This window comes from Streptomyces himalayensis subsp. himalayensis, from assembly GCF_013778455.1.
Lineage (GTDB): Bacteria > Actinomycetota > Actinomycetes > Streptomycetales > Streptomycetaceae > Streptomyces > Streptomyces himalayensis.
Genome location: NZ_JACEHE010000001.1, coordinates 89,416 through 114,848, shown reverse-complemented (window position 1 = coordinate 114,848; position 25,433 = coordinate 89,416). Strand labels below are relative to the sequence as shown.

Below are 25,433 nucleotides of genomic sequence, written 5' to 3'. Positions count from 1 at the left end.
CCCGAACCGGACTTGCTCACCCCCGGCCTGCCCGCCCGGGACCTGCCCTCTCCCGGCTTTCCCGTCGCGCCCATCAGGCAGCACCCTTTCCCGCCTCAGTCACGCCGGCGAACAGATCCGTCTCCGGCGACCCTCCGGAGACGCCGAAGCCCCGCTCGCCCCGCTCGCCCCGCTCGCCCCGCACCAACTCGTAGTACTCCACCGCGGACAGCGGCTGTGCGAGCCGGTTCGACAGGGCGAACCACGGCTCGACGACCTCGATCTGCGTGGCATGGGCGCGCATCGCCGCCGCCTTGGCCGCGGCGAAGCCGCCGCCGTCGATCACCGTGGTGATCACGTCGTCGTCCACCACGCCCGGCACGTCGTCGACCGAGGCGGAGGCCGGGAACGGCAGCTCGGCGAGCGCGTCCTTCAGACGGGCGAAGCCTTCCTCGACCACGGAACGCGGGGCCCGGTTCCAGTAGATCTTCGCGATGGTGTGCGGCTCGCCGAGGTCCCGGCGGTAGGCAGGCTCGGCGGCGAGGTCCGCGGCGCGCATCGCGACGCGGTGGGCCTGGATGTGGTCGGGGTGGCCGTACCCGCCGTCGGGGTCGTACGTGATGAGCACCTGCGGGCGGACATCGCGGATGATCTCGACCAGCGCGGCCGCGGCCTCGTCGACGTCGGCCTGCCAGAAGGAGTGCGGCCGCCGGTTCTGCGGGGCGCCCATCATTCCCGAGTCGCGGTACCGCCCGGCGCCGCCGAGGAAGCGGTGATCGGTGACGCCCAGCTCGGACATCGCGGCGGCGAGCTCGCGCACCCGGTACTCGCCGAGGCGATCGTCGCGGTCGGGCGCCAGAAGTGCCAGCTCCGGCGGGATGACCTCGCCCTCCTCGCCGAGTGTGCAGGTCACGAGCGTGACATGGGCGCCCTCGGCCGCGTACTTGGCCATGGTCGCGCCATTGTTGATCGACTCGTCGTCGGGGTGCGCATGCACGAGCAGCAGACGCCGTGGGGGTCCCCCCTGCTCGAGCGAAGCCGAGTGCTTGGGGGAGGGCAGGTCCGTCATGCGCCCAAGACTACGAGGGCGGTGTGACGGAACGATCGAGGGCGCCGCAACGGAAAGAGGCAGGCGGATGGCTCAGAACTTTATGGAGCCGATCATCCCGGCCACATTGGTGGTCAGCTCGCTGATCGTGGGAGCTATCGAGGAACTCGCCAGGTAGAAGCCCAGGAGCACGCACACGATCGCATGCCCGGCCTTGAGGCCTGACTTCTTCACCAGAATGAAGACGATGATCGCCAGCAGCACCACCGCCGAAATCGAGAGTGCCACGGCGGTCCACCTCCCAAGAACTCGTCCCGCGCCTTGATCACCGCGGCCGTGTGTACGGTCAGCACGATCACCGGCATGGGGAAGATCCGGTGGCCCCCGTCCGGCGCTATGGATCATAACTATGCATTCGCGGTCATGGATCGGAGCACGGCAGCACGAGGGGGCGCATGGACCAGGCCCTGTCGGCCTAGGCTCGGAGGATGACCACCGAGCCTGTCTCATTTCCGCGTCAGCATGCCCGTACGCAGCGCTTCTCGCTCGGAGCGCCGCGCGCCTTCACGGTGGCGCCCGACGGGTCCCACGTCGCGTTTCTGCGCTCCCGTTCCGGTACCGATCGGGCGAACCTTCTCTGGGTCCTGGATGTCGCGGACGGCGGGGAGCGTGTCGCCGCCGACCCGGCGGTGCTGCTGGGCGGCGCGACGGAGCGCCTCTCGGCCGAGGAGCGGGCGCGCCGCGAGCGCAGCCGCGAGGGCGCGGCGGGCATCGTGGGCTATGCGACCGACACGGCCGTCGAGTTGGCGGCGTTCGCGCTCTCGGGCCGGCTGTTCACGGCGGAGCTGCGCGCCGGCACGGCCCGCGAACTGCGCGTCCCCGGACCGGTGATCGACCCGCGCCCGTCTCCGGACGGACGGCACGTCGCGTACGTCGTCCGGGGCGCCCTGCGCGTCGTGGGTGCCGAGGGCGACGACGACCGGGCCCTGGCGGAACCGGAGTCCGGCACCGTGACGTACGGCCTGGCGGAGTTCATCGCGGCCGAGGAGATGGCGCGTTCGCGCGGCTTCTGGTGGTCGCCGGACTCGGACCGGCTGCTGGTCGCGCGGGTCGACGACGCCCCCGTACGGCGCTGGTGGATCGCGGACCCGGCGCAACCGGACCGTGAGCCGGCGCGCGTGGCGTATCCGGCGGCCGGCACGGACAACGCGGAGGTGCGCCTCTTCGTCCTGGGCCTGGACGGCTCGCGCACCGAGGTCGTGTGGGACCGCGCCCGCCACCCGTATCTGGCGCGGGTGCACTGGTCGGAGTCCGGGGCGCCGCTGCTGCTGGTGCAGGCGCGCGACCAGCTCAGCCAGGTGTATCTGGCGGTGAACCCGGACGACGGGTCGACGCGCATGGTGCACGCGGACGGCGCCGCAGGGGACACGGGCTGGCTGGAGCTGTTCGCCGGTGTGCCGTGCTGGTCGCCGAGCGGGCAGCTGGTGCGGATCGCCGACGAGGGTGGGGCGCGGGTGCTGGCGGTGGGCGAGCGCCCGTTGACGGGGCCGCAGCTGCACGTCCGCGCAGTGCTCGACGTGTCTGGTGACGATGTGCTGGTCTCGGCGTCGGCGGGGGACGCGACGGCCAGCCCCGAGACCGGCGAGGTTCATGTGTACCGCGTCAACGAGCTCGGCGTGGAGCGCGTCTCGCAGGAGCCCGGCGTGCACTCGGCGGTGCGCTCGGGCGGGGTGACGGTTCTCGTCTCGGCGACGCTCGACGCCCCGGGCGCGCAGGTGCAGGTTCTGCGCGAGGGCAAGCGCGTGGCGACCGTCGCGTCGTACGCGGAGCGTCCGGTACTCACCCCGCGCGTGACGCTCGCGCAAGGGGGCACGCGCCGGATCCCGTGCGCCGTCCTGCTCCCCACCGGTTACGCGGAGGGCCAGGGCCCGCTGCCCGTGCTGCTCGACCCGTACGGCGGCCCGCACGCCCAGCGCGTCGTGGCGGCGCACAACGCGCACCTGACCTCGCAGTGGTTCGCCGACCAGGGCTTCGCAGTGGTGATCGCGGACGGGCGGGGCACACCCGGCCGCTCCCCGGCCTGGGAGAAGGCGATCCGGGGCGACTTCACGGTCACGCTCGACGACCAGATCGACGCCCTGTCGGGGCTGGCCGAGTCGTATCCGCTGGATCTGACGCGGGTGGCGATCCGCGGCTGGTCGTATGGCGGCTATCTGGCGGCGCTCGCGGTGCTGCGGCGGCCGGATGTCTTCCATGCGGGCATCGCGGGCGCTCCGGTCACGGACTGGCGGCTGTACGACACGCACTACACGGAGCGCTATCTCGGCGACCCGGGCCGCACCCCGGAAACGTATGCGACGAGTTCGCTGGTGACCGACGACGGATTGTCCGATCCTGCCGATGCGCATCGCCCGCTGATGATCATCCACGGTATGGCCGACGACAACGTGGTGGCGGCCCACACTCTGCGTCTGTCCTCCGCCCTGCTGGCGGCGGGCCGGCCGCACGAGGTGCTGCCGCTGTCCGGTGTGACGCACATGACCCCACAGGAGCAGGTGGCGGAGAACCTGCTGCTGCTCCAGGTGGACTTCCTCAAGCGGTCCCTGGGCCTGGCGGCGGGCTGACCGGCGGCGGAGCCCGAAGCTTTGCAGTCCGGGACCGGTCACCGGTCCCGGACATGCAACCGGCCGGGGCGACATGGCGCGCCCCGGCCGGTCTACGGCACCCGCACGGCCGTACGTTGTTCAGCCTGACGCGTCCGTATATCGGAGCTGCGACGGGCAAGTTGCCTACGTGTTAACGAAATTGATGGGCATTTATCGTGTTATGTCGCTTACTTCGCCGGGACGACGTGTTTCTCCTCGGCGAAGTGGCAGGCCGAGTCATGGGCGGCGGGCCCGGGCGTCGTCCGGAATTCCTCGGGCACTGCCAGCAGGGGCACCTCCACCTCGCACCTCTTCTGTGCCTTCCAGCAGCGCGTACGGAAGCGGCAGCCGGACGGGATGTTGGCCGGTGACGGCACGTCCCCGGTGAGGACGATCCGCTCGCGGTGCTCGCGCGCCTCCGGGTCCGGCACGGGGACAGCGGAGAGCAGGGCCTGCGTGTAGGGGTGCGTGGGGTGCTCGTAGATCTCCTCGTCCGTGCCGATCTCGACGATCCGGCCCAGGTACATCACCCCGACCCGGTCCGAGATGTGCCGCACGATGGACAGGTCGTGGGCGATGAAGACGTAGGACAGGTCGAACTCGTCCTGCAGCTTCTCCATCAGGTTGATGACCTGCGCCTGTACCGACACGTCGAGGGCGGAGACCGGCTCGTCGGCGACGATGATCTCGGGGCGCAGGGCGAGCCCGCGGGCGATGCCGATGCGCTGCCGCTGGCCGCCGGAGAACTGGTGCGGATAGCGGTTGATGAACTCCGGGTTGAGGCCCACCACGTCGAGGAGCTCCTGAACGCGCTGTCGGCGTGAGCCCTTCGGGGCGGCCTCGGGATGGATCTCGAAGGGCTCCCCGATGATGTCGCCCACGGTCATGCGGGGGTTGAGGGACGTGTAGGGGTCCTGGAAGACCATCTGGATGTTGCGGCGGACGGCTCTCAGGGCGCGACCGGACAGCGCGCCGATGTCCTCGCCCCGGTACGTGATCCGCCCGGCCGTCGGCCTCTCCAGCTGGACGAGGAGCTTCGCGACCGTCGACTTGCCGCACCCGGACTCGCCGACGATGCCGAGGGTCTCACCGTGCCCCAGGTCGAAGTCGACGCCGTCGACTGCCTTGACGGAGCCGATCTGCTTCTTGAGGACGATGCCCTGGGTGAGCGGGAAGTGTTTGACGAGGCCGCGGACCTGGAGGATGGGTTCGCCGACGGCGGGCGGCGCCACGTGCCCGGCTGCCCCGAAAGGCTCCGCTGCCCCGAATGGCTCCGCTGCTCCGAAACGCTCAGCTGCTCCAAAAGGCTCAGCCATGGAGTGTCTCCCTCCAGTAGAAGCACGCGCTCCGGCGTTCCTCGGACACCTCGAAGAGGTCGGGTACGTCGGTGCGGCACACGTCCTGGGCCATCGGGCAGCGCGGGTGGAAGGCGCAGCCGGGCGGGATGTTCATCAGGTTCGGCGGCAGTCCCTTGATGGCGTAGAGGTCCTGGCCCTTGCGGTCGAGGCGCGGGATCGACTCGAGCAGGCCCTTCGTATAGGGGTGAGCGGGTGCCTTGTAGATGTCGTGGACGGGTGCCGACTCCACGATGCGGCCCGCGTACATGACGGCGATCCGGTCGGCGACGTCCGCGACCACGCCCAGGTCGTGGGTGATCAGGACGAGACCCATGTGGTACTCGCGCTGCAGGTCGGCCAGCAGGTCCATGACCTGCGCCTGGACCGTGACGTCGAGGGCGGTCGTCGGCTCGTCGGCGATGATCAGGGCGGGCTCCAGCGCGAGCGCCATGGCAATCATGATGCGCTGGCGCATGCCGCCGGAGAACTGGTGCGGATACTGCCCCACGCGCTCCTTCGCGGCCGGGATCCGCACCCGCTCCATGAGCTCGACGGCCTTCGCTCGCGCGTCCTTCCGTGACAGGCCCTGGTGGACGCGGAACATCTCGCCGAGCTGGTCGCCGACGCTCAGCACGGGGTTCAGCGAGGACAGCGCGTCCTGGAAGATCATCGCCATTCCGGCGCCGCGGACCTTCCGCCGCTCGTCCTCCTTGAGCAACAGCTGGTCCCGGCCCTGGAAGAGGACCTCGCCGCCGGTGATCCGGGCGGGCGGGATGTCCAGGATGCCCATGACGGCCTGCGCGGTCACCGACTTCCCGGAGCCGGACTCGCCGAGGACCGCCAGCGTCTCGCCCTCGTCCACGTGGAGATCGACCCCGTTGACGGCCTTGGCGACGCCGTCCCGGGTCGTGAACTCCACGTGCAGGTCGCGCACTTCCAGCAGCATGACGGCCACTCATCTCAGCTTTGGATCGAGGGCGTCGCGCACGGCGTCGCCGAGCATGATGAACGCGAGCACCGTGATCGCCAGCGCGCCGGCCGGCCAGAGCAGCATGTGCGGTGCGTTGCGGATGTACGGCGATGCCGCGGAGATGTCGATGCCCCAGCTCACGGTGGGCGGCTTCAGCCCGACCCCGAGGTACGAGAGGGTCGCCTCGAGCGCGATGAACGTACCGAGCGCGATGGTCGCCACGACGATGACCGGGGCGATCGCGTTGGGCGTGATGTGCCGCAGCAGGATCCGCGTACTGGACGCGCCGAGGGCCCGCGCGGCCTGGACGTAGTCGTGCTGCTTGGCGGTGATGACGGCTCCGCGGGCGATACGGGAGATCTGCGGCCAGCCGAGCAGCACCATGAACCCGACGACGGGCCACACGGTCGAACTGGTCACCACGGACAGCAGCACCAGACCGCCGAGGACAACGGGGATGGCGAAGAAGATGTCCGTCACGCGGGAGAGGATCGCGTCCCAGGCGCCGCCGAAGAATCCGGCCAGCCCGCCGAGGACCGAGCCGAGGAGGGCGACACCGAGGGTGGCGCAGACGCCGACGGTGACCGAGGTGCGGGCGCCGTACACGGTCCTCGTGTAGACGTCGCAGCCCTGGCCGTCGAAGCCGAAGGGGTGTCCGGGCTGTGAGCCCTCCTGGGCCTTGGCGAGGTCGCAGCTGAGCGGGTTGCCCGAGGCGATCAGCGAGGGCCAGAGCGCGATGAGGACCAGGAAGGCGATGACCAGGCCGGAGATGACGAAGACGGGGTTGCGGCGCAGGTCGTGCCAGGCGTCGGACCAGAGGGAGCGCGGTTTGCCGGACGGGCCGCCGCCGGTTAGGCCCGGACCGCCGGGTGCGCCGGGTGCCCTCTCAAGCGTCGTCGCCTCGCTCGCCGCGAGGTCCATCGCGCCCCCCGCCCCGGTCGCGGCGATACGCCCGTCTTCCGGGGGACGGCCTCCGGACCCCCGCAGCGCCTCCGGCCGCTCGGTCTCAGGCATAACGGATCCTCGGGTCGAGTACGGCGTAGAGGAGGTCGACGAGCAGGTTGGCCACCAGGAAGACCAGCACGAGCACGGTCACGAAGCCGACGACGGTCTGGGTGTTCTGCCGCAGGATGCCCTGGTAGAGCTGGTAGCCGACGCCGTGGATGTTGAAGATCCGCTCCGTGACGATCGCGCCGCCCATCAGCGCGCCGATGTCCGTGCCGATGAAGGTGACCACGGGGATCAGGGAGTTGCGCAGCAGATGCCGGGTGATCACGCGTTGCCTGGGCAGGCCCTTGGCGATGGCGGTGCGGACATAGTCGGCGCGGCGGTTCTCGGCGATGGAGGTCCGCGTCAGCCGGGTGACGTACGCCAGTGAGACCGACGCCAGGACGAGGCCGGGGACCAGGAGTTCGTCGAACGGGGCGTCAGGGGACACGGACGGCTTGATGAGGCCCCATTCGACGCCGAGCAGCAGCTGGAGCAGCAGACCGGTGACGAAGGTCGGGATCGAGATGACGACCAGCGTCACAAGGAGCACGGTGGTGTCGACGGGCCGGCCGCGGCGCAGTCCCGTGAGCACGCCGAGCGTGATGCCGATGACGATCTCGAAGACGATCGCGACGATCGTGAGCCGGATCGTCACGGGGAAGGCGGACCCCATCAGCTCGGTGACCGGCTGGCCGTTGAACGCAGTCCCGAAATCACCGGTGAAGACGTTCCCCATATACGTCAGGTATTGCTGCCACACGGGCTTGTCGAGGCCGAACTCCTTCTTGAGCTGGGCGGCCGTCGCCGGGTCGCACTGCCGCTCCCCGCACAGCCCCGCGACGGGATCGCCCATCACGTTCACCATCAGGAAGATCAGCAGGGTGGCGCCGAGAAAGACCGGGATCATCTGCAGCAGACGCCGGATCACATAGCGTCCCATGGCGGGCTCCGAGGGTGGCTCCTTGGGTGGTCAGCCGACCTTGATTTCTTCGTACACCGGAACGCTGAACTGGTTCAGCACCACATTGGAGATCCTCTCCGAATATCCGGCGCTGCCGTTCTGGTACCAGAGGGGAATGGCGGCCATGTTGTCCCGGACCACCTCCTCGGCCTGCTGGAAGATGCCGACGGCCTTCGGCGCCTCCGTCTCGGCGTTGGCCCTGTCCACCAGGTCGTCGAATTCCTTGTTCGACCATTTTCCGTCGTTGGACGAGGCACCCGTGTAGTAGAGCGGCTGCAGAAAGTTCTGGATCAACGGATAGTCCATCTGCCAGCCCGCCCGGAAAGGACCCGTCAGCTTGGACTGGGTGATCTGGTTGCGGAAGTCGGCGAACGTGCCGACCGGATTCCCGGCGCAGGCCCTGTCATTGCCGAGCGCGTTGTTGATGGAATTGCAGACCGCGTCCACCCACTCCTTGTGCGAGCCGGTGTCCGCGTTGTACGAGATCCTGACCTGTCCGCCGGGAAGGCCGCCGCCCTCCTGGACCAGCCTCTTCGCCTCGTCCGGGCGGTACTCGCAGGCCTCGCCGCACAGCCCCTCCTTGAAGCCGCCCTCCTCACCGAGGACCGGCGACGTCCAGTCGGTGGCGGGGGTCCGGGTCTTCTGGAAGATCGTGTCGGTGATCTGGTTCCGGTCGATGGCCATGGACAGGCCCTTGCGGACCTTCTCCGTCCCCGGCTTCGACCATGCCTCTTCGTAGAAGGGGAAGGCGATGGTCTGGATGATGCCGGCCGGGGTGTTGATGTACCGGTCACCGAGGTCGGCCTGGACATTTCTGAGCTGCGAGGCCGGAACGTCGTCGACGAGGTCGAGATTGCCGGCCATGAGGTCGGTGTAGGCGGTGTTGTTGTCGGTGTAGACCTTGAGGTCCACTCCCCCGTTCTGCGCCTTGTCGTCGCCCGGATATCCGTCCCATCTGCGCAGGGACATCTGCGAGCCCCTGGTGTACGAGTCGACGGTGTAGGGGCCGTTGCCCACCGGCTTCTTCAGCCAGGCGTCGTGGTCGTCGAAGAACGCCCGGGGAAGCGGGGCGAAGGCCACGTAGCCGAGGGTGTCGGGGAACGTCGAGAACCGCTGGTTGAGCCGGACGGTGAAGGTGTGGTCGTCTACGACCTTCAGCCCGGACAGTGTCTCGGCGGTCTGGTCTCCGGATGTCGGGTGGACCTGGTCGAATCCGTCGATATAGCCGAAGAAATAGGCGTTCCGCTGGTTGTTCTTCAGGCCTGCGCCGTAGTTCCAGGCGTCCACGAAGGACTTCGCGGTGACCTTCTCGCCGCTGCTGAACGTCCAGCCGTCCTTGACGGTGATCGTGAAGTTCTGCGAGTCGGAGGTCTCGATCTTCTCGGCGAGCATGTTCTCGGCCTCGCCGGTCTTCGCGTCGTACCGCTTCAGGCCGCGGAAGATCATGTCCAGGACCTTGCCGCCCTGCACCTCGTTCGTGTTCGCCGGCTCGAGCGGGTTCTGCGGGTCGCCCCAGGAGGAGCTCAGGATTCCGGAGCCGTCGCTGCCTCCGGTGCCGCCGTCGCCCCCGCCTCCGCATGCCGTCGCCGCGAGTGCGACCGCCACCGCGCTCACGATCCACCGGGCGTGCGTGGCTCCACGCATGGAGTTCCTCCTCGGAGTGCTCGGTGCCGTCCTCGGTCCCCTGCCAGGTCCCGCGTTCGGTCCCTTGCTCGGTCCCGCGGCCGGTCCCGCTGCTCTGTCTCAAGCCTCGGTTACGTACTGCCCAATATCGCCTCATACGTCATGAACGACACATTCACCCCGCCCGAAGCAGGCCAGGGCCATCCGGATGTACGTATTGCGAGACGCAGGCGCCCGGTTATCGAACCGATTGAGGCATTCAACCTGATACATCCGGATCGTGCTCTCGGTTCTGCCATGGCAACCACAAGCCCGGCCCGCCGTTTGGTCGAGCGCGGGTCAAACGGCAAAAGACCACCTCAAGGACTTCCGGGATTCATTGACCCTTCACGAATCGCGTTGCGAGAGTCCGCTTACCCCGTGGCCTCGCCTGCGGATTTCTCGACCCTTCGGGCCAGGAGCCAGGAGCACCATGACCATCCCCATCCCTGCCGTCTCCGCCCCCCTCGAGGTGGTGCCGGACGACAGCGTCACCATGGCGGAACCGTCCGCGCCCCCGGGCGGCGAGGGCCGCTCGCCGGGGCGACTCGCCTGGCGCCGTTTCAAACGGGACCGGACAGGTGTGGTCTCGGCCTACGTGGTGCTGTTCTTCTTCGTGGTGGCGATCTGCGCGCCGCTGATCGCGAAGGTGTACGGAAAGAATCCGTACACCACCTACGGACAGAACGACCCGAGCCTGCTCAACGACTTCGGCTTTCCGGTCAAGCCCAACGGCGGCATCAGCAGCCACTTCTGGTTCGGCATCGAGCCCCAGCTCGGCCGGGACGTCTTCACCTTCCTGATCTACGGCATCCGCAACTCGCTGCTCATCGCGACGGCGACCACCCTGCTGGTGACCGTCCTCGGCATCGTCGTCGGCATCACCGTCGGCTACCTCGGCGGAAGGACCGACTACCTGATCGGCCGCGTGATCGACATCCTGCTGGCCTTTCCGTCGACCCTCTTCTTCATCGCCTTCTGGCCGGTCCTCATTTCGATCATGGTCTCTCCTGAGGAGAACACGCCCGTCTGGCTGACCGTCGTCAGCCTCATCTCCGTCATGACGGCCTTCGGCTGGGCCCCCATCGCGCGTCTGCTGCGCGGCGAGGTACTCGCCCTGCGTGAACGGGAGTTCGTGGAGGCGTCCAAGGTGACCGGCGCCTCACCCGCCCGGATCATCTTCAAGGAGCTGCTCCCCAACCTGTGGACCCCGATCCTCATCCAGGCGACTCTCGCACTCCCGATGTTCGTCACCACCGAGGCGGCCCTCGCCTTCCTGGGAGTGGGCCTGTCCGACCCCACCCCGGACTGGGGCGTGATGATCCAGAACGGCGCCAAGTACTACGAGTCAGACATCACGTTCATGCTCTTCCCGGGCCTGTCGATGGTGATCTTCGTGATCGCCTTCAACCTCCTAGGCGACTCCGTACGCGACGCGCTGGATCCGAAGACCAAGCGCTGAACCGCGGCCCCCTTCCCCACCGGCCCGGGCGACGGGGCCCGCCGGACCATCCGCCTCTCTCATCGATTCAGGACAGGAAGCCATGTCCCTTTCCCGTAGAAACTTCGTCATCGCCACATCGGTCGCCGTCGGCGGCTCCATGGCGCTCTCCGCGTGCAGCAGCGGCGGTGGCGGGACCGGCGGCGGCACCGCGCACGCCGGCGCCACCACGTACACGGGCGCCTCGGTCACCGTGGGGACCAAGGACGACTCGACCGGACCCGCCCCCGAGGTGAACGGCGCGCGCAAGGGCGGCACGATCCGCGGCATTGCCCCGGACGACTTCTCCCACCTCGACCCGCAGCGCATCTACTTCTCGTGGAACTCCACGGTCGCCAACCTGTACGTCCGCTGCCTCACCGGCTACAAGATCGCGCCGGACGGGTCCATGAAGCTGGTCGGCGACCTCGCCACCGATGCGGGCACCATGTCCGACGGCGGCAAGACCTGGACCTTCACGCTGAAGAACGGCCTCAAGTGGGAGGACGGCAGCGAGCTGACCGTCGAGGACGTCCGGCACGGCATCGAGCGCGGCTTCGCAAGCTTCACAACCGAGGGCGCCACCTACCTCCAGACCGATCTGACCGGCACGACGGACTTCCGTGCCCAGTACAAGGGTCCCTTCAGCGGCAAGCACCTCGACTCGATCGACACCGACACCGCCAAGAAGACCATCACCTTCAAGCTGAAGCTGGCCCGCCCGGACCTCAACTTCACGCTGGCGATGCAGTCCTACGGCGCCGTGCCCGTCAAGCACGACACCAAGGAGAGGTACGACAAGGACCCGGTCTCCGCCGGCCCGTACCGGATCTCGCAGCACTCCGTCGACAAGTCGATGACGCTCGTGCGCAACAAGCACTGGGACCCGGCCACCGACCCCATCCGCAACGCCTACCCGGACTCCTTCGCCTTCGAGTTCGGCCCCCAGGCACTCGCGCAGACGGACCGCCTCATCGCCGACTCCGGCGACGACCAGTACGCCGTCATGGCGTACTACGGGATACCGGCCGAGCGCATGCAGAAGGTGCTCACGGACCCCGAACTGAAGAAGCGCACCATCAACGGCCTGCTGAGCGGCCTCTACTACTACGCCATCAACACCAAGCGCGTCACCGACCTCAAGGTGCGCCAGGCCCTCATATACGCCTGGCCTCTGGAGCAGATCCGCAAGATCTACGGTGGTCCGTCCGCCGGTGACTACGCGTCCTCCATCCTGAGCCCCGACATACTCGGCTACGAGCACGCCGACGTCTACGGCAAGCTGAAGAAGCCGCAAGGCGACCCGGAGACGGCGAAGAAGCTGCTGAAGGAGGCGGGCCAGCTCGGCCGGAAGATCGTCTACGCCTACCCCATCAGCGACACCTACAACAAGACCAAGGTCGTCATCGAGAACGCCCTCAAGGCGGCGGGCTTCGACCCGGTCATCAAGCCGATCGACTCCACCTCGTACTACGACCAGGCCCAGCAGGTCGACAACAAGTTCGACGTGATGTGGTTCGGCTGGGCTCCGGACTGGCCGACCGGCTACACGGTCATCCAGCCGCTGTTCGACGGCGGCACCATCGGCAACGGCTCCAACAACGTCTCCCAGCTCAACGTCAAGTGGGTCAACGAGGCGATCAAGAAGAACGCTGTGATCGCCGACCCGAAGAAGGCGGGCAAGGCGTGGGCCGCGCTGGACAACAAGATCATGAAAGAGGAAGCGCCGATCATCCCGGAGACCTACCAGCGCCGCTTCTACCTCCACGGCTCGAAGGTGGGCGGCGCGCTCTTCGACCCGCTCTTCTCCGCCTTCATCATGTACAAGCTCTACGCCAAGGCCTGACGCCCCTGGCGGGGCGCTTCTGTAGCGCCCCACCCCCCTGCCCCAAGCACTTCGACCACCCTCCGGTCCCGGCTTCTCCCCCACTCACGACTGTGCTCGAGTGGGGAGCCCCATGACCGGGGGACCCCACCGTGCAGGGGCCCGTCGTCCGCCGGCATCTGCCAGGGAAACCATCGCCATGTTCCGCTTCCTCGTCCGCCGGATCCTCGGCGCCGTGGTGATCCTGCTGATCATCAGCGCGATCACCTTCCTCCTCTTCTATGTCGCACCGCGCGACCCCGCCCGGCTCGCCTGCGGCAAGACCTGCACGCCGCAGACCCTGGCGCTGGTGCGGCGCAACCTGGGGATCGCCGACCCGCTGCCCGTCCAGTACTGGCACTGGCTCCAGGCCCTGTTCACGGGCCGCGACTACGCCTCGTTCGGCCGCTGTCCGGCGCCGTGCCTCGGCTACTCGTTCCACTACCACGAGCCGGTCCTGGGCCTGATCCTCAACCGCTTCCCGACCACGCTCTCGCTCGCCCTCGGCAGTGCGGTCGTGTTCGTCCTCTTCGGTGTGGGCGCCGGCATGCTCGCCGCGGTCAAGCAGGGCAGAACAGTGGACAAGGTCGCCTCGTCCGCGTCGCTGATCGGTTCGTCCCTGCAGATCTACATCGTCGGCCTGGTCGCCATGTACTACCTGGTCGACCAGTGGCACATCCTCAGCCGTCCCCAGGACATACCCCTGACGCAGGACCCGATGGGCTGGTTCAAGGGGCTGTTGCTGCCGTGGTTCATCCTCGCGCTGATCTTCACCGCGAACTACACCCGTATGACCCGCTCCCAGCTGGTCGAGGCGCTCAGTGAGGACTACGTGCGCACGGCGCGCGCCAAGGGCCTCTCCCGCCGGGCGGTGTTCTTCCGGTTCGCCTGGCGCGGTGCGATGGGCCCGCTCCTCACCATCTTCGGCCTCGACCTCGGCGGTCTCTTCGGCGGCGCGATCATCACGGAGGCGACGTTCGGCCTCCACGGCATCGGCGCGCTGTCCGTGGACGCGGTCAACAACAACGATCTGCCGATGCTGCTCGGGGTCACGCTGGTGGCTGCCGGCGCCATCGTCGTCCTCAACATCGTCGTCGACGCCCTGTACGCCTTCATCGACCCGCGCGTCCGCCTCGCCTAGGGAGAGCAGAGAGACCCATGAGCGATCCCATGAGCAGCACTCCTGGTGGCCCCTTCCTCTCCGTACGCGATCTGCGCGTCCACTTCTCGACCGAGGACGGCATCGTCAAGGCCGTCGACGGCCTCTCCTTCGACCTCGGGCACGGCAGGACGCTCGGCATCGTCGGTGAGTCCGGCTCCGGCAAGTCCGTCACCAACATGGCCCTCCTGGGGCTGCACGACTCCCGGAACACCACGATCGACGGCGAAGCTCTCCTCGACGGCCAGGACCTCCTCACCGCGCCCCAGCGGGAGCTGGAGCGGCTGCGCGGCAACAAGATGTCCATGATCTTCCAGGACGCACTGGCATCCCTGTCGCCGTACCACACGGTCGGGAGGCAGATCGGCGAGACGTACCGCAAGCACACCGGAGCCTCCCGGAAGGAGGCCCGGGACCGTGCGGTCGAGATGCTGGCCAAGGTGGGCATTCCGCAGCCGGAGCTGCGCGTCGACGACTATCCGCACCAGTTCTCGGGCGGTATGCGCCAGCGCGTGATGATCGCGATGGCACTGGTGTGCGATCCGGCGCTGCTGATCGCCGATGAGCCGACGACCGCACTGGACGTGACGGTCCAGGCGCAGATCATGGACCTGCTGAAGGACCTCCAGCAGGAGACCGGCACGTCGATCATCTTCATCACCCACGACCTGGGCGTCATCGCCGACATCGCGGACGACGTGCTGGTGATGTACGGCGGGCGGTGCGTGGAGCGCGGTACGAAGCAGGAGGTGCTGAGGGCGCCCCAGCACCCGTACACCTGGGGCCTGCTGGGCTCGATGCCGAGCCTCGACCATCCGGTGGACGTACCGCTGTCGCCCATCCCTGGCGCGCCGCCGAGCCTGCTCAATCCGCCGACGGGCTGCCGCTTCCATCCCCGGTGCGCCTTCATCGAACAGGTCGGGGACGGGCTGTGCGCGGATGCGCAGCCTCCGCTGGAGGTGATGGACGGGCGCGGGGCCGCGTGCCATCTGGGCCCTGCCCAGCGGGTGGAGTTCTTCGCCGACTTCGCCGGAATCCAGCCCAACTGACGTACGAGTGAGGGATCAGCACCATGAGCAGCACGACACCCCCGGCTCCGGCGGCATCCCCGGCTCCCGCGGGGGCCCACTCAGCCGCACCCGCCGGGACTCCGCTCCTGGAGGTCTCCGGGCTCACCAAGCACTTCCCGGTCATGGGCGGCTTTCCGATCCGGCGGAGGATCGGCGCCGTGCAGGCCGTGGACGGGCTGGACTTCTCGGTCGCGGCCGGTGAGAGCCTCGGCCTGGTCGGCGAGTCCGGCTGCGGGAAGTCGACGACGGGCCGGCTGATCACCCGGCTCCTGGAACCGACCGGCGGCAGGATCACGTACCGCGGCCAGGACATCACCCACGCCTCGCGGCGGCAGCTCGCCCCGGTCCGCTCGGAGATCCAGATGATCTTCCAGGACCCGTACGCCTCGCTCAACCCGCGGCAGACCGTCGGCCGGATCGTCTCCGGCCCGATGGAGATCAACGGCATCGGACCACCGGGCGGCCGCGAGCGGCGCGTCCGCGAACTCCTCGAGACCGTCGGCCTGAACCCGGAGCACTACAACCGTTTCCCGCACGAGTTCTCGGGCGGTCAGCGGCAGCGGATCGGCGTGGCGCGGGCGCTGGCGTTGGAGCCGAAGCTGATCGTGGCGGACGAGCCGGTCTCGGCGCTGGACGTCTCGATCCAGGCCCAGGTGGTGAACCTCCTGCAGGAGGTACAGAGGAACCTCGGCATCGCCTTCGTCTTCATCGCCCACGACCTGGCCGTCGTCCGCCACTTCTCGCAACGCGTCGCCGTCATGTACCTGGGCCGGATCGTGGAGGTCGCCGACCGCGACCAGCTGTACGGCAACCCGCGCCACCCGTACACCCGCGCGCTGCTGTCGGCTGTCCCGGAGGTGGCGGCGGACGACGCGGCGCCGCCCCGCGAACGCATCCGGCTCGCCGGGGACGTGCCGTCGCCACTGAACCCGCCGTCGGGCTGCCGCTTCCGTACGCGCTGCTGGAAGGCGACGGAGAGGTGCGGGAGCGAGAGTCCGCCGCTGGTGCGGGCGGAGGGGAGCGGTGAAGGTCACCTGTCCGCCTGCCACTATCCGGAGGATGTGGCCGCCCTTACCGAATCCAAAGGTTCAAGGGGTACCAAGGGCGTGACGGGTTCCGTGGATCTGGAGATCTCGAAGGAGCCCTGAGACCCCAGGCGACGGCCCGGCCCACCCACCCCTCATCGCCGAGCCGCCGCCCACGGGACCGGAACGTCGGCCCATTGACCCGAGCCACAGGACGAGACCGGTTTCCCGGGGAGCCGGAGGCCCGTGCCGCCCAAGCGGGGGGACGGGCCTCCGTCGTACGCCCTTCACTGCCGGCGGCCGGGCTCAGCCCGTCTGCGGCCAGCCTTCCTGCACCTCCACCACGGAGGTCCACCGCTCGCCGTGCTCGATCGTGACGCGCATGCCCCGCCCGTCGGTGTCAATGTCGGCGTAGTAGCTGTCCTCACCCCGTCCGTGCTGCTTCAGGCCGCAGGCGGAGAGCGACTCACGCAGATCGGTGAGATCGGCGGCGGCGTCGGCGGCGTTGTCGTACTCCGCGTAGCGCTGGCGGGCCAGGGCTTCGTCGTCTCCGTTGAAGGACGTGGTGTACCGCTGCTGGTTGCCGTGCCCCTCGGAGTAGGCGAGGGAATCGGGGCAGCCGTCGAAGAACAGATACGGGAGGGGTGCGTCGATGTTCCCCTGCTCGTCCCGGCGCCAGTGCCACTTCTCGTCCAACGGCACCTGCTCCCCGGTCAGCAGCCGCACGACACCGTCCTTCTTGTACGGGGTGTCGCCCGCGTCGGCCGAAGGCGATGCCGTGGGCGTGCCCGCCGGCCGTACGTCCGCCGGCCCGCCGCCCGGCAGTACCGCCCACGAAGCGGCGCCGACGACCACCGCCGTCACGGCCGCCGCGACGGCCACCCGGCGCCGGGTACGACGCCGCGTGGCCCGCGCCCGCACCTCCGCCCCGCTCGGCATCCGCAGCACGGTCTCGTCCAGCAGTTCCTCGACCTCAACCATGGCTGGCAACCCCCTCGGAGGTGAAAGCAGAACCTGCGGAACCGGCAGAACCGGCGTGATCAGCGGAACCGGTGGGATCCGCCGGACCATCGGCACCGGCAGGATCGGAGAGGCGCTCACCCAGGACCTTGCGGGCGCGGCTGAGCCGCGTGCGTACGGCGCCGTTGGATGCGCCGGCCTCCCGGGCGACCTGCTCGACGGGCAGGTCGAGGAGATGATGGAGGACCACCGCCTGCCGCTGTTCCGGGGTCAGTTCGCGCAGCGCCTGCACCAACCCCACCCGGTCCGCGGACAGTTCGGGCACGTCGGCTCCCGGGCCGTGCCGGAAGTGCGCGCGCAGGCGCCCGCGGGTGCGCCGCCAGGTGCTGATCGCCAGCCGCATCGCGACCGTGCGCACCCACGGCAGGGGGTCTCCTTCCCGCGTCAGCCGCGCCCAGCGCTGCCACGCGCGTACGTACGCCTCCTGCACCGCGTCCTCGGCCTCCGCCAGATCGCCGGTCATCGCATAGACCGTGGCGACCAGGCGCTTGGCCGTGGCGGCGTAGAACGCGTCGAACTCCGCAGAGTCATCCGACTGCGTCGCCATCGTCCCCCGTCCGTCCCTCGTACGACTGCTTCGAACTTCTTGCTCTGCCTGGAACACGCCCGGGACGGCAGGCATGTTACGCACAACTTCCCTCCCAGCCCTGAACCCTCGAATTCGGGCAGAGCAACCGTTCGTTAGACCACATTTATCCGCATTTATCGCGTCCGGAATACCCAAACACCACTCACGACAGGAGTGCGAGAGCTCGGCGGACCTCTGTGATCACGTATTCCGGGCGTACGTAGACGTCCTCGGCCGTGAAGCGGAGGAGCTTGCGGATCTGGGGGCAGCGAGCCAGCTCGTTGAACCGCGTTGCGTCTCGCTGGTGTGCGGTTCGCGTGCCGTGGTAGGCGTAGCCCTCTACCTCTACGAGGAGGCCGTGCGCCGGGAAGTAGAAGTCGGAGTAGCGTCGGCCGGCGTTCGGTGGGAGCCACTCGACCTGCACTTCCGGGAACAAGCCCACTTCGTGTATGCGCAGCCGGGCCACGGTCTCGGCGGGGGAACCCGAGCGGGCGTCTGCGAGTTCGAGCCAGGTGCGCGCCTGGGCGACTCGCCGTCGTCGTATGGTCAGGGCGGCCGCGACGTCCTCGCGTTGGACCAGTGGCGGGCGCCAGACGCCGTCTACGCGGCGGCGAGAGAGCGCGGAGTCGGCTGCCACCACCGCCTCGTCACGCGGGCGTGTGCACAGGAGGTCGGCGGTGGTTCGGGCGGGTGAGGTGACCCTCAGGCTGCGGCGGACCGTGACCTCGTGCTGCTTCAGCGGGGAGTGGTGTACCGTCACGCCTGCGCGTCTGCGGCCACCGTCCCCCGGGTCGGTGAACTCCACGAACTCCACGGCGTACGCAGGTAGTTCGATGCGGTGCAGGGCGGCCGCCGACCGGTGGCTGACGACGAGGTCCGGGCGCGCCAGCTGTACCGCCCACAGCCGCGTCCACAGGTCGACCGCTGCGCCCGGCAGGGCCCACGCCCCGGAGTGGATCCGGGTCCAGCGCTCCTCACGCAGGCGCTCCGTCAGCGTCGTCCGCGGCCACCCCGCTTCCAGCGCCCAGGCGGAGAGCAGTACTCCGCCTCGGGCGAGACTCGTGAGGCCCCCTCTGGCCAGTTCCCCCATGCGCCCATGATCCTGACTCTTGGCGGATGGCGCGGGTGCCTGTGGATAACTCCCGGGCGCGGCCCGCCCCCTCTCAGTGGCGCACCAGGCAGAACGGGTGGCCCGCCGGGTCCGCGTACACCCGCCAGCTGCGGGTGCCGCCCCCGTCGTCGAGGAGGGCGGCGCCCAGGGCGAGGGTCTCGGTGTGGGCCCGGTCGAGGTCGGCGACTTCGATGTCCAGGTGGAGCTGCTGCGGGGCGGAGGGGTCCGGCCACCGCGGCGGCCGGTGGTCGCCGATGCGCTGGAAGGCCAGCACCAGGCCGCCGGAGGCGGCGTGCAGGGTGGACCAGTCGTCGTCCAGCGACCAGCGGGGGTCGGGCCGGTCGACCTCACCGCCGAGGAGCCCGCGGTAGAAGCGGGCGAGGGCGCGGGGGTCGGGGCAGTCCAGTACGACGCATTGCAGGGCGCCGACGCCGACGGTCATGCGCCACGCCCTCGTGAAGCGGTGCCGATACCTGTGGTGGCCCCGGTGCCTGCCTTGATTCCTCGCAGCAGGGCGCGCAGGGCGGCGGGGGTGGTGGCGATGACCGTGGCGGGGGTGTCGCTCTCGCGGAGGTGGGGGGTTCCGGTGGGGGTGAGGGCGAGTTCGACGCAGTTCGCGGCCCCTCCTTCGCTGAAGCTGGACTTCTGCCACCTGAGCTCGGACATATACGCCTTCCTAGAGCAAGGGGTACAGCAGCCGCTGAATCAACCCCAGCGAATCCTTGGCGGTGCGCGCCTCCGGCGCCGTGGCCGCGTCGATGGGAGGGAGGGCCACATTCGCCAACTTAGCGAACCAGTCCGAATACTTGGCGGCGGTGTCCGCTCCGTCCAGATAGAGCGACTGCTCGATGTGGGAGACGATGACCGTACCCAGCTCCGCCACCTGCGGCTCGATCATCACGAACCCCGTACCGAAACCGACTGGGCCGTCGAACGGCAGAATCTGGATGGTGATGTGCGGGAGACGTGACATCTCGATCAGGTGCAGCAGCTGGCCGCGCATCACATTCCGGTCGCCGAGCGATGCACTGAGGGCGGCCTCATGGATGATCGCGTGCAACCGCGGTGCACGCTCCCCGGTCAGAACCCGCTGTCGCTGCACCCTGAACTCGACCTGGGCCTCCTGCTCAGCCTGCGAAGCCGACCTGTATCCGCCCCGATGGATGGCCTCGACGTAGGGGCGAGTCTGGAGCAGGCCAGGCACGAACAGCGGCTCGTAGGTCCGCAGGACACAGGCCATGTCCTCCAGTTCGGCCAGGTCAAGGTGAGGGGCACCGAGCACGTGTCGGTACTCGCTCCACCAGCCCTTGCCTGTCCGTTGCCCCAGGTCAATCAAGGCTTCGACATAGGTTGAGTCTTCGCTACCCACAGCGGCAGCGAGTCGACGAAGCCGGTCCGCAGACAACCCGGTTCGCCCCGACTCGACAGTGCTGATGTGCGAGGCGTTCATCCCCATAACCTCCGCCGCAAGCGCAGCCGTGAACCCCGCGCGTTCACGGATAGCACGAACCTCGGCACCGTATCGCCGCTGCCGATACGTCGGGTTGCCCCTGAGCCCCATACGTCCTCCTCGTCACATCCCCCTGCAGTATCCATCAACCACCAACACCACCAAGAAGGTTGAGGATTGGCAACCGCTGGCGCTACCTTACGTATGGCGCCAGTCACAGTAGGCACACACCCTGGAGGCTGCCACATGGGCATGTCCGAACCCCCCTGGTCCTATGGCCTGTTCATCCCCCACGACCCCCGAGCCGTAGGCGTCGTCCGCGCCACTCTCCGGCGCGTTCTCGCGCCGCGGGACTCAACTGCATCGTGGACACGGTCGAGTTGCTGGCCTCCGAGGTCGTGACGAACGCATACCGATACTCCTCCAGCGACGCGTACGTCAGCATGGAGCGCACCGCGGACGACTTCCGGGTCACAGTCTGGGACCACGGCTTCGGCACCCCAGAGCCCCGGGCCACCGCCGACGGCGACGAGTGCGGCCGCGGACTCGGCATCGTCGAGGCGTGCGCCGACGAGTGGGGTGTACAGGACTACCCGCGCGGCAAAGCGGTGTAGTTCAGCGTGGTCCCAAAGCGAGAAGCGTGAGTTATCCACAGACACAGAACCGGCGCCAGTCCCGCCGCTACTCTGGCGAACAGAGGCCGCACGGACACACACGGACACATCGGACCGAGGAGCCAGACCATGAGCGCAACCGAGCCGTGGACCATCGCAAGAATCGCCGAGGCCATCCCGGCGCCCGCCACGCGCATGCGGTTCCTCTCCGAGGTGAACCTGGCACCCGTCGACGACCTCCCGGCGGTCGTGGCCAAGTGGCAGAAGGTGGCCGAGGAGCTCGCCGCCGGGTATGAGCGCGCGGTGCAGGTGCGTGACCATATCGAGCGACACGGCCAGCTTCCCCCCGAGTACGTCCGCGTCTCCCCCGCCGAACTCCGCGAGTCGGCCGGGCTCGACGCGAAAGGTGCCGCGTGATCTACGATCTTCACTGGGGCCCGGAGCTCTACAAGGTCTACGCTTCGTTACCGCTCTCGGCACGCCGGGAATTCGCCGCCGCACTGATCGACGTGCAGTCGGTTCCCATGGCGCACACGCAGCCCTATGGGCACGACGACGGCACGATCCGCACACTGGAGACCGGCAGTGTTCTCGCGGTCCTCCTCATCAGCCACACCACCTTGACCGTGGTGCCGGTTCAGATTTCATGCCTCGAGTGAACCGGAGAGGCTGGCGCATGCGCACCGCCGCACACTCCGCCTCCGGCGATCCCGTCGTTCTTCAGCCGGTGGCCACTCCGGAAGACTTGCGGATCGCACTCGCGGAGCTTGCTCCGGACGCCCTGCCCACCTTCGACACGGAGCGCGCCGCCACCTTGGAGCAGGCTCGGGAGCAGCTCACTGCCGCGCCCATGCGCCGCTTTGTCGGGCAGTGGGCCGTGTACGTCGCGCTGGAGCGGCACCCGGAGCGCGCGGCCCGCCTGCGCGCCCTGGAAGCGCGCGCCGCCACCACCGAGAGCCTCGACGAGGCCCGCGCCATCGCAGCCGAGATCGGCGGCATTCTCGACGCCGCGTGCGCCGAGGCCGGGATTGTCCGAGACGAGGCACGACGTGGGTGACACTGACGCATGGCGTTGGGGCGTACGCCCCTGACGCCGTGTCCGTCATGTCCGTCCCTCCTATCGCCCGGGGTGCGGCTCTGACTCTGGCGCGGCCACCAGTTCGACCTCGAATCCGTCGATGTTCTCCAGGTACGCGGCGTAGTGCCGAGGGCCGCCCGTATAGGGGTGCCGCTCGGGGAAGAGCAGTGACCAGCCGTGCCGGGGCGCTTCGGCGACCAGCGCGTCGAGTTCCGGTCGGCTCTCCACGTGAATGGCGAGGTGGTTCAGCCCAGGCCGCAGCCGGTCGTGCCGGTCTCCGCGCAAGGCTGGGGACTGCTCGATCACTAGATACGTCTCACCCATGCGCCAGCTGCGGCCCGCTGACCACTCCTGGTACGGCACGTAGCCGAGCATGGGCGTGACTCATGCGTCGGCCTTCTCGACACGGACGGCACGGGCGCGCACCACGAACGGCCGGGAGACAACGGTGATGGCAACGGACACTGCGGCGACGGCCGTGATCGCGGCGCCGGGGCCGACGTGCTGGGCGACGCCGCCGGCGATCGCGGCGCCGAGGCCCTGCCAGGTCATCCGGCCGGCGGACTCGACGCCCTGGACCTGACCGCGGACCGGGTCGGGTGTCAGCTCGAGAAGCTGCTCCTGCAGGGGCAGGGTGGCGGCGAACCCGGCACTGGCAGCGAACACCGCGGCTGCCGCGACCAGGACCGGCGGGTGGATCACGAACAGAAGGTAAGGGGCAGCGAGCAGCAGCCGCAGGACGAACGCGCAGCGGCGTCGCTGGTCGGCGCTGAGCAGCCGGCCGACGCTCAGGTCCCCGAGGAACATGCCCGCCGATCCGGCGGCGAGGAGGGTCCCGGCGTGGCCCGGGTCGTAGGAGATGAACAGAGCCTCGCAGCCGACGATCAGACCATTGGGGACCCACAGGTTCAGCAGCAACGCCCGCTGGCCGGAGTGGGAGAAGAGTGCGATGTTCGTCGTCCAGGTCTGGCGCAGTCCGGGGCGACGGGTGAGACGGATGGAGTGTTCCCGGACGGTGGTCGCCACCACGGCCAGCCCGACTCCGGTCAGGGCTGCGGCGACGATGAAGACCCCCTGCGGGCTCAGGTACCGCAGCAGCAGGGCGCCGATGGCGTAGCCGAGGATCGCCATGCCACCCGAGGTGATGTTCATCAGCGAACGCGCCAGCACATAGGCAGAGGTCGGCACAACCTCGGCGAGCAACCCCATCCGCGTGCCGGTCCCCAGGGACTGGAAGAACCCCAGCACCAGCAGCAGCCCGAACCGGGCAGCCAGCGGCAGCCCCGGAATCGCCTGCGCAGCAACACCCACCAGCGAGACCAACTCGAGCGCGACGAGGGTCCGGCGAGGACGGCTCCCGTCCGCGACCGACATCAGCGTCAGTGCACCGAGTACCGTCGCGAACGTGGCGCCGTACATGCTCACGGCCGTCAGGAACGGGGAGCCGGTCTGGTGGTTGACCAGTGTGCCGAGTGCGAAGCCCGACAGGGTGCTCGCGGCGACCGTCAACATGAAGCTGGCGTACAGGCCGACGAACTCGCTGTTGCGGAGCAGGTCTCGATAACTGGTGATGGCAGGCGCAGTGGGCGCGGACGTGTCAGACGTGTCAGAAGGCATGAAAAAAGCCTCCGGGCGCCTGCACTGGGCACGCCGAAGGCCAACGCGCTCATCATAGCAGTCCGACCGGACCCGCTGACATCACCAACCCCATCCAGTGCTGTTGCCTGCCGGGATGTCGCTCTCGCGGAGGTGGGGGGTGCGGGTCGACAGCGACCTCGACGCAGGTATCGGATCCGGGTTCGCTGAAAGTCGACTTCTGCCACGCGAGTTCGGGCATGCCCGACCTGACGCCGATGCGAGGGCATACAGCCGCTCGGGCGACAGACTGGTGCGCCCGGCTTCGACGCTGCTGATGTGCACGACCCCCGCGCCGTCGGCGTCGTCCGTGCCACCCTCCGCAGCATCCTCAACGCCGCCCGCCTCGGCTGCGTGGCAGACACCGTCGAACTGCTCGCCTCCGAGCTGGTCACGAACGCCTACCGCCATTCCCGTACCGACGCGTACGTCTCGATGGACTGGGACCCGGACCCCGCCCGTTTCCAGGTCACCGTCTGGGACCACGCCCCCGGCATCGCCGCCCGGGCCGAGGTGCCTCCCGATGCCGAGTCCGGGCGCGGTCTCGGCATCGTCGACGCCTGTGCGGACGAGTGGGGCGTACGGGAATACCCGCAGGGCAAGGCGGTGTGGTTCAGCATCGCCCCGAAGGGAGAGGCGTGAGTTATCCACAGGTGCACGATCAGGGCCGTCCGCTCGGCTCCCGGATGTGCCACGATGGCCGCATGGCAGCGATCGAACGGCCAGCGGGCACACGCTACGCGCGGCCATACGCCACACCCGACCGGCTCGACCTTCTCACCGGCCCGGTCTCAGGCATCGTGCGCCTTCCACGCCACCTGGACTGGTCAGGGAACGCTGAGTACGACCTCGACAGCCCAGGTCGCATCGTCGATCTCTACCGCACGGTCATCATCGAGGCGGTCACCTCTGAAGACCTGCACACCTTTCTGGACGCGCGCACGCTTCGGCAGCTGTGGGCACTGCTGTGGCTCCCCGATGCCGTACGGCAGGCATGGGAGTCCCGGTTCCCGGACCTGGCCCAGATCCGGCGCCTCTCGGCCGCAGCCTAGATATGGAGCCCCGGCACCTCAGAATCGCCAGGATCGCCCTGGCGGCGGGTACTCCATACGGTCTGGCGCTGGCGGGTGGATACGCAGTACGCGCACACGGCATGGGCACGCGCCCTAGCGGCGACATCGACCTCTTCACCGGGTGGGAGCACCGTGACTCCTTCTCCTCGCTCGTCGAGTCGGTGAGCACCGCACTGACCGGATCGGGTTTCAAAGTGGACGTGCTGGTCCAGGCTGACACCTTCGCGCGCCTGCTGGTCACCGCTCCGGAGGGCGGAGAGCCGGACAAACTCGAACTTTCCGCGGACTGGAGGTCCCCACGAGCCAGTGCTGCTCGACATCGGCCCCGTCCTGCACGCAGACGACGCCGTGGCGAACAAGATGTGCGCCCTGTACGGGCGTGCACTGCCCAGGGACTTCCTGGACATCGCCGCAGCCATCACCAGCGGACGCTACTCACGCGACGATCTCCTGCGCCTCGCCGCAGAAGCCGATCCCGGCTTCGCCGCCGCCCCCTTCGCAGACGCGCTCAGCGCCCTCACCCAGATCACGGATGTCGCATTCGCGGAGTACGGGACCCCGCCGGAAGAGATTCAACGCATGCGGCGCCTGTTCGCCGACTGGCGCGACGATCTTCAACGGCGGACGAGCTGAGGACGAGGCCGGACCCGCCCGGACCGACACGCCTGCCGATGCCGCGTCAGAACGCAGGCTC

29 protein-coding genes are annotated in these 25,433 nt (G+C 68.8%); 13 read left to right on the top strand and 16 right to left on the bottom strand.

Features of this window, described 5'->3' with window-relative positions; translation table 11 throughout:
- Positions 1 to 73: 73 nt before the first annotated feature.
- Both mshB and H1D24_RS00540 read right to left on the bottom strand, forming a co-directional pair.
- Positions 74 to 1,048, bottom strand: coding sequence for an N-acetyl-1-D-myo-inositol-2-amino-2-deoxy-alpha-D-glucopyranoside deacetylase (gene mshB / locus H1D24_RS00545; protein WP_181655318.1), 975 nt, complete (start codon positions 1,046 to 1,048; stop codon positions 74 to 76).
- 72 nt (positions 1,049 to 1,120) lie between these two features.
- Positions 1,121 to 1,315, bottom strand: a complete 195-nt coding sequence (locus tag H1D24_RS00540; RefSeq protein WP_181655317.1) for a hypothetical protein — start codon at positions 1,313 to 1,315, stop codon at positions 1,121 to 1,123.
- Positions 1,316 to 1,515: 200 nt separating this feature from the next.
- Between H1D24_RS00540 and H1D24_RS00535 the strand changes: the two genes are divergently transcribed.
- The gene (locus tag H1D24_RS00535) at positions 1,516 to 3,651 is read left to right on the top strand and encodes a S9 family peptidase (protein WP_181655316.1); all 2,136 of its coding nucleotides are present in this window, start codon (positions 1,516 to 1,518) and stop codon (positions 3,649 to 3,651) included.
- Between the two features lie 209 nt (positions 3,652 to 3,860).
- Here the strand turns inward: H1D24_RS00535 and H1D24_RS00530 are convergent, their stop codons facing one another.
- From H1D24_RS00530 to H1D24_RS00510, 5 genes are read right to left on the bottom strand one after another with little or no spacing between them, the layout of a single operon-like run.
- On the bottom strand, positions 3,861 to 4,988 hold the full coding sequence (locus H1D24_RS00530) for an ABC transporter ATP-binding protein (RefSeq protein WP_181655315.1): 1,128 nt from the start codon (positions 4,986 to 4,988) through the stop codon (positions 3,861 to 3,863).
- On the bottom strand, positions 4,981 to 5,955 hold the full coding sequence (locus H1D24_RS00525) for an ABC transporter ATP-binding protein (RefSeq protein WP_181655314.1): 975 nt from the start codon (positions 5,953 to 5,955) through the stop codon (positions 4,981 to 4,983). Before H1D24_RS00525 ends, H1D24_RS00530 begins: the two co-directional genes overlap by 8 nt.
- A 9-nt stretch (positions 5,956 to 5,964) precedes the next feature.
- Positions 5,965 to 6,993 (bottom strand): ABC transporter permease, encoded by a 1,029-nt coding sequence (locus H1D24_RS00520; RefSeq protein WP_181655313.1) that lies wholly within the window; start codon positions 6,991 to 6,993, stop codon positions 5,965 to 5,967.
- A complete protein-coding gene (locus H1D24_RS00515; protein WP_181655312.1) occupies positions 6,986 to 7,909 on the bottom strand; it encodes an ABC transporter permease in 924 nt (307 codons plus the stop codon). Before H1D24_RS00515 ends, H1D24_RS00520 begins: the two co-directional genes overlap by 8 nt.
- A gap of 30 nt (positions 7,910 to 7,939) precedes the next feature.
- Positions 7,940 to 9,574: a peptide ABC transporter substrate-binding protein gene (locus tag H1D24_RS00510; protein WP_181655311.1), complete on the bottom strand. Its 1,635-nt coding sequence runs from the start codon at positions 9,572 to 9,574 to the stop codon at positions 7,940 to 7,942.
- Between the two features lie 451 nt (positions 9,575 to 10,025).
- Between H1D24_RS00510 and H1D24_RS00505 the strand changes: the two genes are divergently transcribed.
- The 5 genes from H1D24_RS00505 (at position 10,026) to H1D24_RS00485 (ending at position 16,313) form a co-directional block, all read left to right on the top strand.
- Positions 10,026 to 11,054 (top strand): ABC transporter permease, encoded by a 1,029-nt coding sequence (locus H1D24_RS00505; RefSeq protein ID WP_181655310.1) that lies wholly within the window; start codon positions 10,026 to 10,028, stop codon positions 11,052 to 11,054.
- Between the two features lie 82 nt (positions 11,055 to 11,136).
- Entirely contained in the window at positions 11,137 to 12,918 is a 1,782-nt protein-coding gene (locus H1D24_RS00500) for an ABC transporter substrate-binding protein (RefSeq protein ID WP_181655309.1), read from the top strand.
- 178 nt (positions 12,919 to 13,096) lie between these two features.
- Positions 13,097 to 14,077, top strand: a complete 981-nt coding sequence (locus H1D24_RS00495) for an ABC transporter permease (RefSeq protein ID WP_181655308.1) — start codon at positions 13,097 to 13,099, stop codon at positions 14,075 to 14,077.
- Positions 14,078 to 14,106: 29 nt separating this feature from the next.
- Entirely contained in the window at positions 14,107 to 15,144 is a 1,038-nt protein-coding gene (locus H1D24_RS00490) for an ABC transporter ATP-binding protein (protein ID WP_181655307.1), read from the top strand.
- A 143-nt stretch (positions 15,145 to 15,287) separates the two neighbouring features.
- Positions 15,288 to 16,313 carry an ABC transporter ATP-binding protein gene (locus H1D24_RS00485; RefSeq protein ID WP_374064115.1) on the top strand — a complete coding sequence of 342 codons (1,026 nt, stop codon included), beginning with the start codon at positions 15,288 to 15,290 and terminating at the stop codon, positions 16,311 to 16,313.
- Between the two features lie 183 nt (positions 16,314 to 16,496).
- On the opposite strand, the gene H1D24_RS00480 is transcribed toward H1D24_RS00485, so the two are convergent.
- The 6 genes from H1D24_RS00480 to H1D24_RS00455 all read right to left on the bottom strand — a co-directional run bounded on the left by H1D24_RS00480 (position 16,497) and on the right by H1D24_RS00455 (position 20,450).
- Complete coding sequence (locus H1D24_RS00480) at positions 16,497 to 17,171, bottom strand: hypothetical protein (RefSeq protein WP_181655305.1); 675 nt, start codon at positions 17,169 to 17,171, stop codon at positions 16,497 to 16,499.
- Positions 17,164 to 17,757, bottom strand: coding sequence for a SigE family RNA polymerase sigma factor (locus H1D24_RS00475; protein ID WP_181655304.1), 594 nt, complete (start codon positions 17,755 to 17,757; stop codon positions 17,164 to 17,166). The genes H1D24_RS00480 and H1D24_RS00475 overlap by 8 nt, the downstream gene beginning before the upstream one ends.
- Before the next feature lie 184 nt (positions 17,758 to 17,941).
- Positions 17,942 to 18,868, bottom strand: coding sequence for a PDDEXK family nuclease (locus H1D24_RS00470; RefSeq protein WP_181655303.1), 927 nt, complete (start codon positions 18,866 to 18,868; stop codon positions 17,942 to 17,944).
- Positions 18,869 to 18,941: 73 nt separating this feature from the next.
- The gene (locus H1D24_RS00465; protein WP_181655302.1) at positions 18,942 to 19,331 is read right to left on the bottom strand and encodes a VOC family protein; all 390 of its coding nucleotides are present in this window, start codon (positions 19,329 to 19,331) and stop codon (positions 18,942 to 18,944) included.
- A complete protein-coding gene (locus tag H1D24_RS00460; RefSeq protein ID WP_181655301.1) occupies positions 19,328 to 19,555 on the bottom strand; it encodes a DUF397 domain-containing protein in 228 nt (75 codons plus the stop codon). Before H1D24_RS00460 ends, H1D24_RS00465 begins: the two co-directional genes overlap by 4 nt.
- A gap of 10 nt (positions 19,556 to 19,565) precedes the next feature.
- Positions 19,566 to 20,450: a helix-turn-helix domain-containing protein gene (locus tag H1D24_RS00455; RefSeq protein WP_181655300.1), complete on the bottom strand. Its 885-nt coding sequence runs from the start codon at positions 20,448 to 20,450 to the stop codon at positions 19,566 to 19,568.
- A gap of 254 nt (positions 20,451 to 20,704) precedes the next feature.
- Here H1D24_RS00455 and H1D24_RS41980 point away from each other — a divergent pair, with 254 nt between their 5' ends.
- From H1D24_RS41980 to H1D24_RS00435, 4 genes are all read left to right on the top strand, one after another.
- Positions 20,705 to 20,953 (top strand): ATP-binding protein, encoded by a 249-nt coding sequence (locus H1D24_RS41980; RefSeq protein WP_309484159.1) that lies wholly within the window; start codon positions 20,705 to 20,707, stop codon positions 20,951 to 20,953.
- A 129-nt stretch (positions 20,954 to 21,082) separates the two neighbouring features.
- The gene (locus tag H1D24_RS00445) at positions 21,083 to 21,370 is read left to right on the top strand and encodes a hypothetical protein (RefSeq protein ID WP_181655299.1); all 288 of its coding nucleotides are present in this window, start codon (positions 21,083 to 21,085) and stop codon (positions 21,368 to 21,370) included.
- Positions 21,367 to 21,612 (top strand): hypothetical protein, encoded by a 246-nt coding sequence (locus H1D24_RS00440; RefSeq protein ID WP_181655298.1) that lies wholly within the window; start codon positions 21,367 to 21,369, stop codon positions 21,610 to 21,612. Before H1D24_RS00445 ends, H1D24_RS00440 begins: the two co-directional genes overlap by 4 nt.
- A gap of 17 nt (positions 21,613 to 21,629) precedes the next feature.
- Positions 21,630 to 22,010: a DUF6247 family protein gene (locus H1D24_RS00435; RefSeq protein WP_181655297.1), complete on the top strand. Its 381-nt coding sequence runs from the start codon at positions 21,630 to 21,632 to the stop codon at positions 22,008 to 22,010.
- 60 nt (positions 22,011 to 22,070) lie between these two features.
- On the opposite strand, the gene H1D24_RS00430 is transcribed toward H1D24_RS00435, so the two are convergent.
- The 3 genes from H1D24_RS00430 to H1D24_RS43895 are packed head-to-tail and all read right to left on the bottom strand — an operon-like array spanning position 22,071 to position 23,868.
- On the bottom strand, positions 22,071 to 22,406 hold the full coding sequence (locus tag H1D24_RS00430) for a VOC family protein (protein WP_181655296.1): 336 nt from the start codon (positions 22,404 to 22,406) through the stop codon (positions 22,071 to 22,073).
- A 9-nt stretch (positions 22,407 to 22,415) separates the two neighbouring features.
- Positions 22,416 to 23,648 carry an MFS transporter gene (locus H1D24_RS00425; RefSeq protein ID WP_181655295.1) on the bottom strand — a complete coding sequence of 411 codons (1,233 nt, stop codon included), beginning with the start codon at positions 23,646 to 23,648 and terminating at the stop codon, positions 22,416 to 22,418.
- A gap of 52 nt (positions 23,649 to 23,700) precedes the next feature.
- Positions 23,701 to 23,868, bottom strand: a complete 168-nt coding sequence (locus H1D24_RS43895) for a DUF397 domain-containing protein (RefSeq protein WP_181655294.1) — start codon at positions 23,866 to 23,868, stop codon at positions 23,701 to 23,703.
- A 77-nt stretch (positions 23,869 to 23,945) separates the two neighbouring features.
- On the opposite strand from H1D24_RS43895, the gene H1D24_RS00415 reads away from it, so the two are divergent.
- The 3 genes from H1D24_RS00415 to H1D24_RS00405 all read left to right on the top strand — a co-directional run bounded on the left by H1D24_RS00415 (position 23,946) and on the right by H1D24_RS00405 (position 25,372).
- Positions 23,946 to 24,308 (top strand): ATP-binding protein, encoded by a 363-nt coding sequence (locus tag H1D24_RS00415; RefSeq protein WP_309484158.1) that lies wholly within the window; start codon positions 23,946 to 23,948, stop codon positions 24,306 to 24,308.
- 62 nt (positions 24,309 to 24,370) lie between these two features.
- Positions 24,371 to 24,718, top strand: a complete 348-nt coding sequence (locus H1D24_RS00410; RefSeq protein WP_181655293.1) for a hypothetical protein — start codon at positions 24,371 to 24,373, stop codon at positions 24,716 to 24,718.
- Positions 24,719 to 25,045: 327 nt separating this feature from the next.
- Positions 25,046 to 25,372 (top strand): nucleotidyl transferase AbiEii/AbiGii toxin family protein, encoded by a 327-nt coding sequence (locus H1D24_RS00405; RefSeq protein WP_220136211.1) that lies wholly within the window; start codon positions 25,046 to 25,048, stop codon positions 25,370 to 25,372.
- The last annotated feature ends 61 nt before the right edge of the window (positions 25,373 to 25,433 follow it).

Excerpts from the sequence above, each read along its gene's own strand:
- H1D24_RS00515 (WP_181655312.1), bottom strand. The coding sequence starts at position 7,909 with ATGGGACGCTATGTGATCCGGCGTCTGCTGCAGATGATCCCGGTCTTT.
- H1D24_RS00530 (WP_181655315.1), bottom strand. The coding sequence starts at position 4,988 with ATGGCTGAGCCTTTTGGAGCAGCTGAGCGTTTCGGAGCAGCGGAGCCA.
- H1D24_RS00495 (WP_181655308.1), top strand. The coding sequence starts at position 13,097 with ATGTTCCGCTTCCTCGTCCGCCGGATCCTCGGCGCCGTGGTGATCCTG.
- H1D24_RS43895 (WP_181655294.1), bottom strand. The coding sequence starts at position 23,868 with ATGCCCGAACTCGCGTGGCAGAAGTCGACTTTCAGCGAACCCGGATCC.
- H1D24_RS00445 (WP_181655299.1), top strand. The coding sequence starts at position 21,083 with ATGAGCGCAACCGAGCCGTGGACCATCGCAAGAATCGCCGAGGCCATC.
- H1D24_RS00485 (WP_374064115.1), top strand. The coding sequence starts at position 15,288 with ATGGGCGGCTTTCCGATCCGGCGGAGGATCGGCGCCGTGCAGGCCGTG.
- H1D24_RS00490 (WP_181655307.1), top strand. The coding sequence starts at position 14,107 with ATGAGCAGCACTCCTGGTGGCCCCTTCCTCTCCGTACGCGATCTGCGC.
- H1D24_RS00430 (WP_181655296.1), bottom strand. The coding sequence starts at position 22,406 with ATGCTCGGCTACGTGCCGTACCAGGAGTGGTCAGCGGGCCGCAGCTGG.
- H1D24_RS00505 (WP_181655310.1), top strand. The coding sequence starts at position 10,026 with ATGACCATCCCCATCCCTGCCGTCTCCGCCCCCCTCGAGGTGGTGCCG.
- H1D24_RS00435 (WP_181655297.1), top strand. The coding sequence starts at position 21,630 with ATGCGCACCGCCGCACACTCCGCCTCCGGCGATCCCGTCGTTCTTCAG.
- H1D24_RS00475 (WP_181655304.1), bottom strand. The coding sequence starts at position 17,757 with ATGGCGACGCAGTCGGATGACTCTGCGGAGTTCGACGCGTTCTACGCC.
- H1D24_RS00460 (WP_181655301.1), bottom strand. The coding sequence starts at position 19,555 with ATGTCCGAGCTCAGGTGGCAGAAGTCCAGCTTCAGCGAAGGAGGGGCC.
- H1D24_RS00455 (WP_181655300.1), bottom strand. The coding sequence starts at position 20,450 with ATGGGGCTCAGGGGCAACCCGACGTATCGGCAGCGGCGATACGGTGCC.
- H1D24_RS00525 (WP_181655314.1), bottom strand. The coding sequence starts at position 5,955 with ATGCTGCTGGAAGTGCGCGACCTGCACGTGGAGTTCACGACCCGGGAC.
- H1D24_RS00425 (WP_181655295.1), bottom strand. The coding sequence starts at position 23,648 with ATGCCTTCTGACACGTCTGACACGTCCGCGCCCACTGCGCCTGCCATC.
- H1D24_RS00500 (WP_181655309.1), top strand. The coding sequence starts at position 11,137 with ATGTCCCTTTCCCGTAGAAACTTCGTCATCGCCACATCGGTCGCCGTC.
- H1D24_RS00520 (WP_181655313.1), bottom strand. The coding sequence starts at position 6,993 with ATGCCTGAGACCGAGCGGCCGGAGGCGCTGCGGGGGTCCGGAGGCCGT.
- mshB (WP_181655318.1), bottom strand. The coding sequence starts at position 1,048 with ATGACGGACCTGCCCTCCCCCAAGCACTCGGCTTCGCTCGAGCAGGGG.
- H1D24_RS00480 (WP_181655305.1), bottom strand. The coding sequence starts at position 17,171 with ATGGTTGAGGTCGAGGAACTGCTGGACGAGACCGTGCTGCGGATGCCG.
- H1D24_RS00410 (WP_181655293.1), top strand. The coding sequence starts at position 24,371 with ATGGCAGCGATCGAACGGCCAGCGGGCACACGCTACGCGCGGCCATAC.
- H1D24_RS00465 (WP_181655302.1), bottom strand. The coding sequence starts at position 19,331 with ATGACCGTCGGCGTCGGCGCCCTGCAATGCGTCGTACTGGACTGCCCC.
- H1D24_RS00535 (WP_181655316.1), top strand. The coding sequence starts at position 1,516 with ATGACCACCGAGCCTGTCTCATTTCCGCGTCAGCATGCCCGTACGCAG.
- H1D24_RS00510 (WP_181655311.1), bottom strand. The coding sequence starts at position 9,574 with ATGCGTGGAGCCACGCACGCCCGGTGGATCGTGAGCGCGGTGGCGGTC.
- H1D24_RS00470 (WP_181655303.1), bottom strand. The coding sequence starts at position 18,868 with ATGGGGGAACTGGCCAGAGGGGGCCTCACGAGTCTCGCCCGAGGCGGA.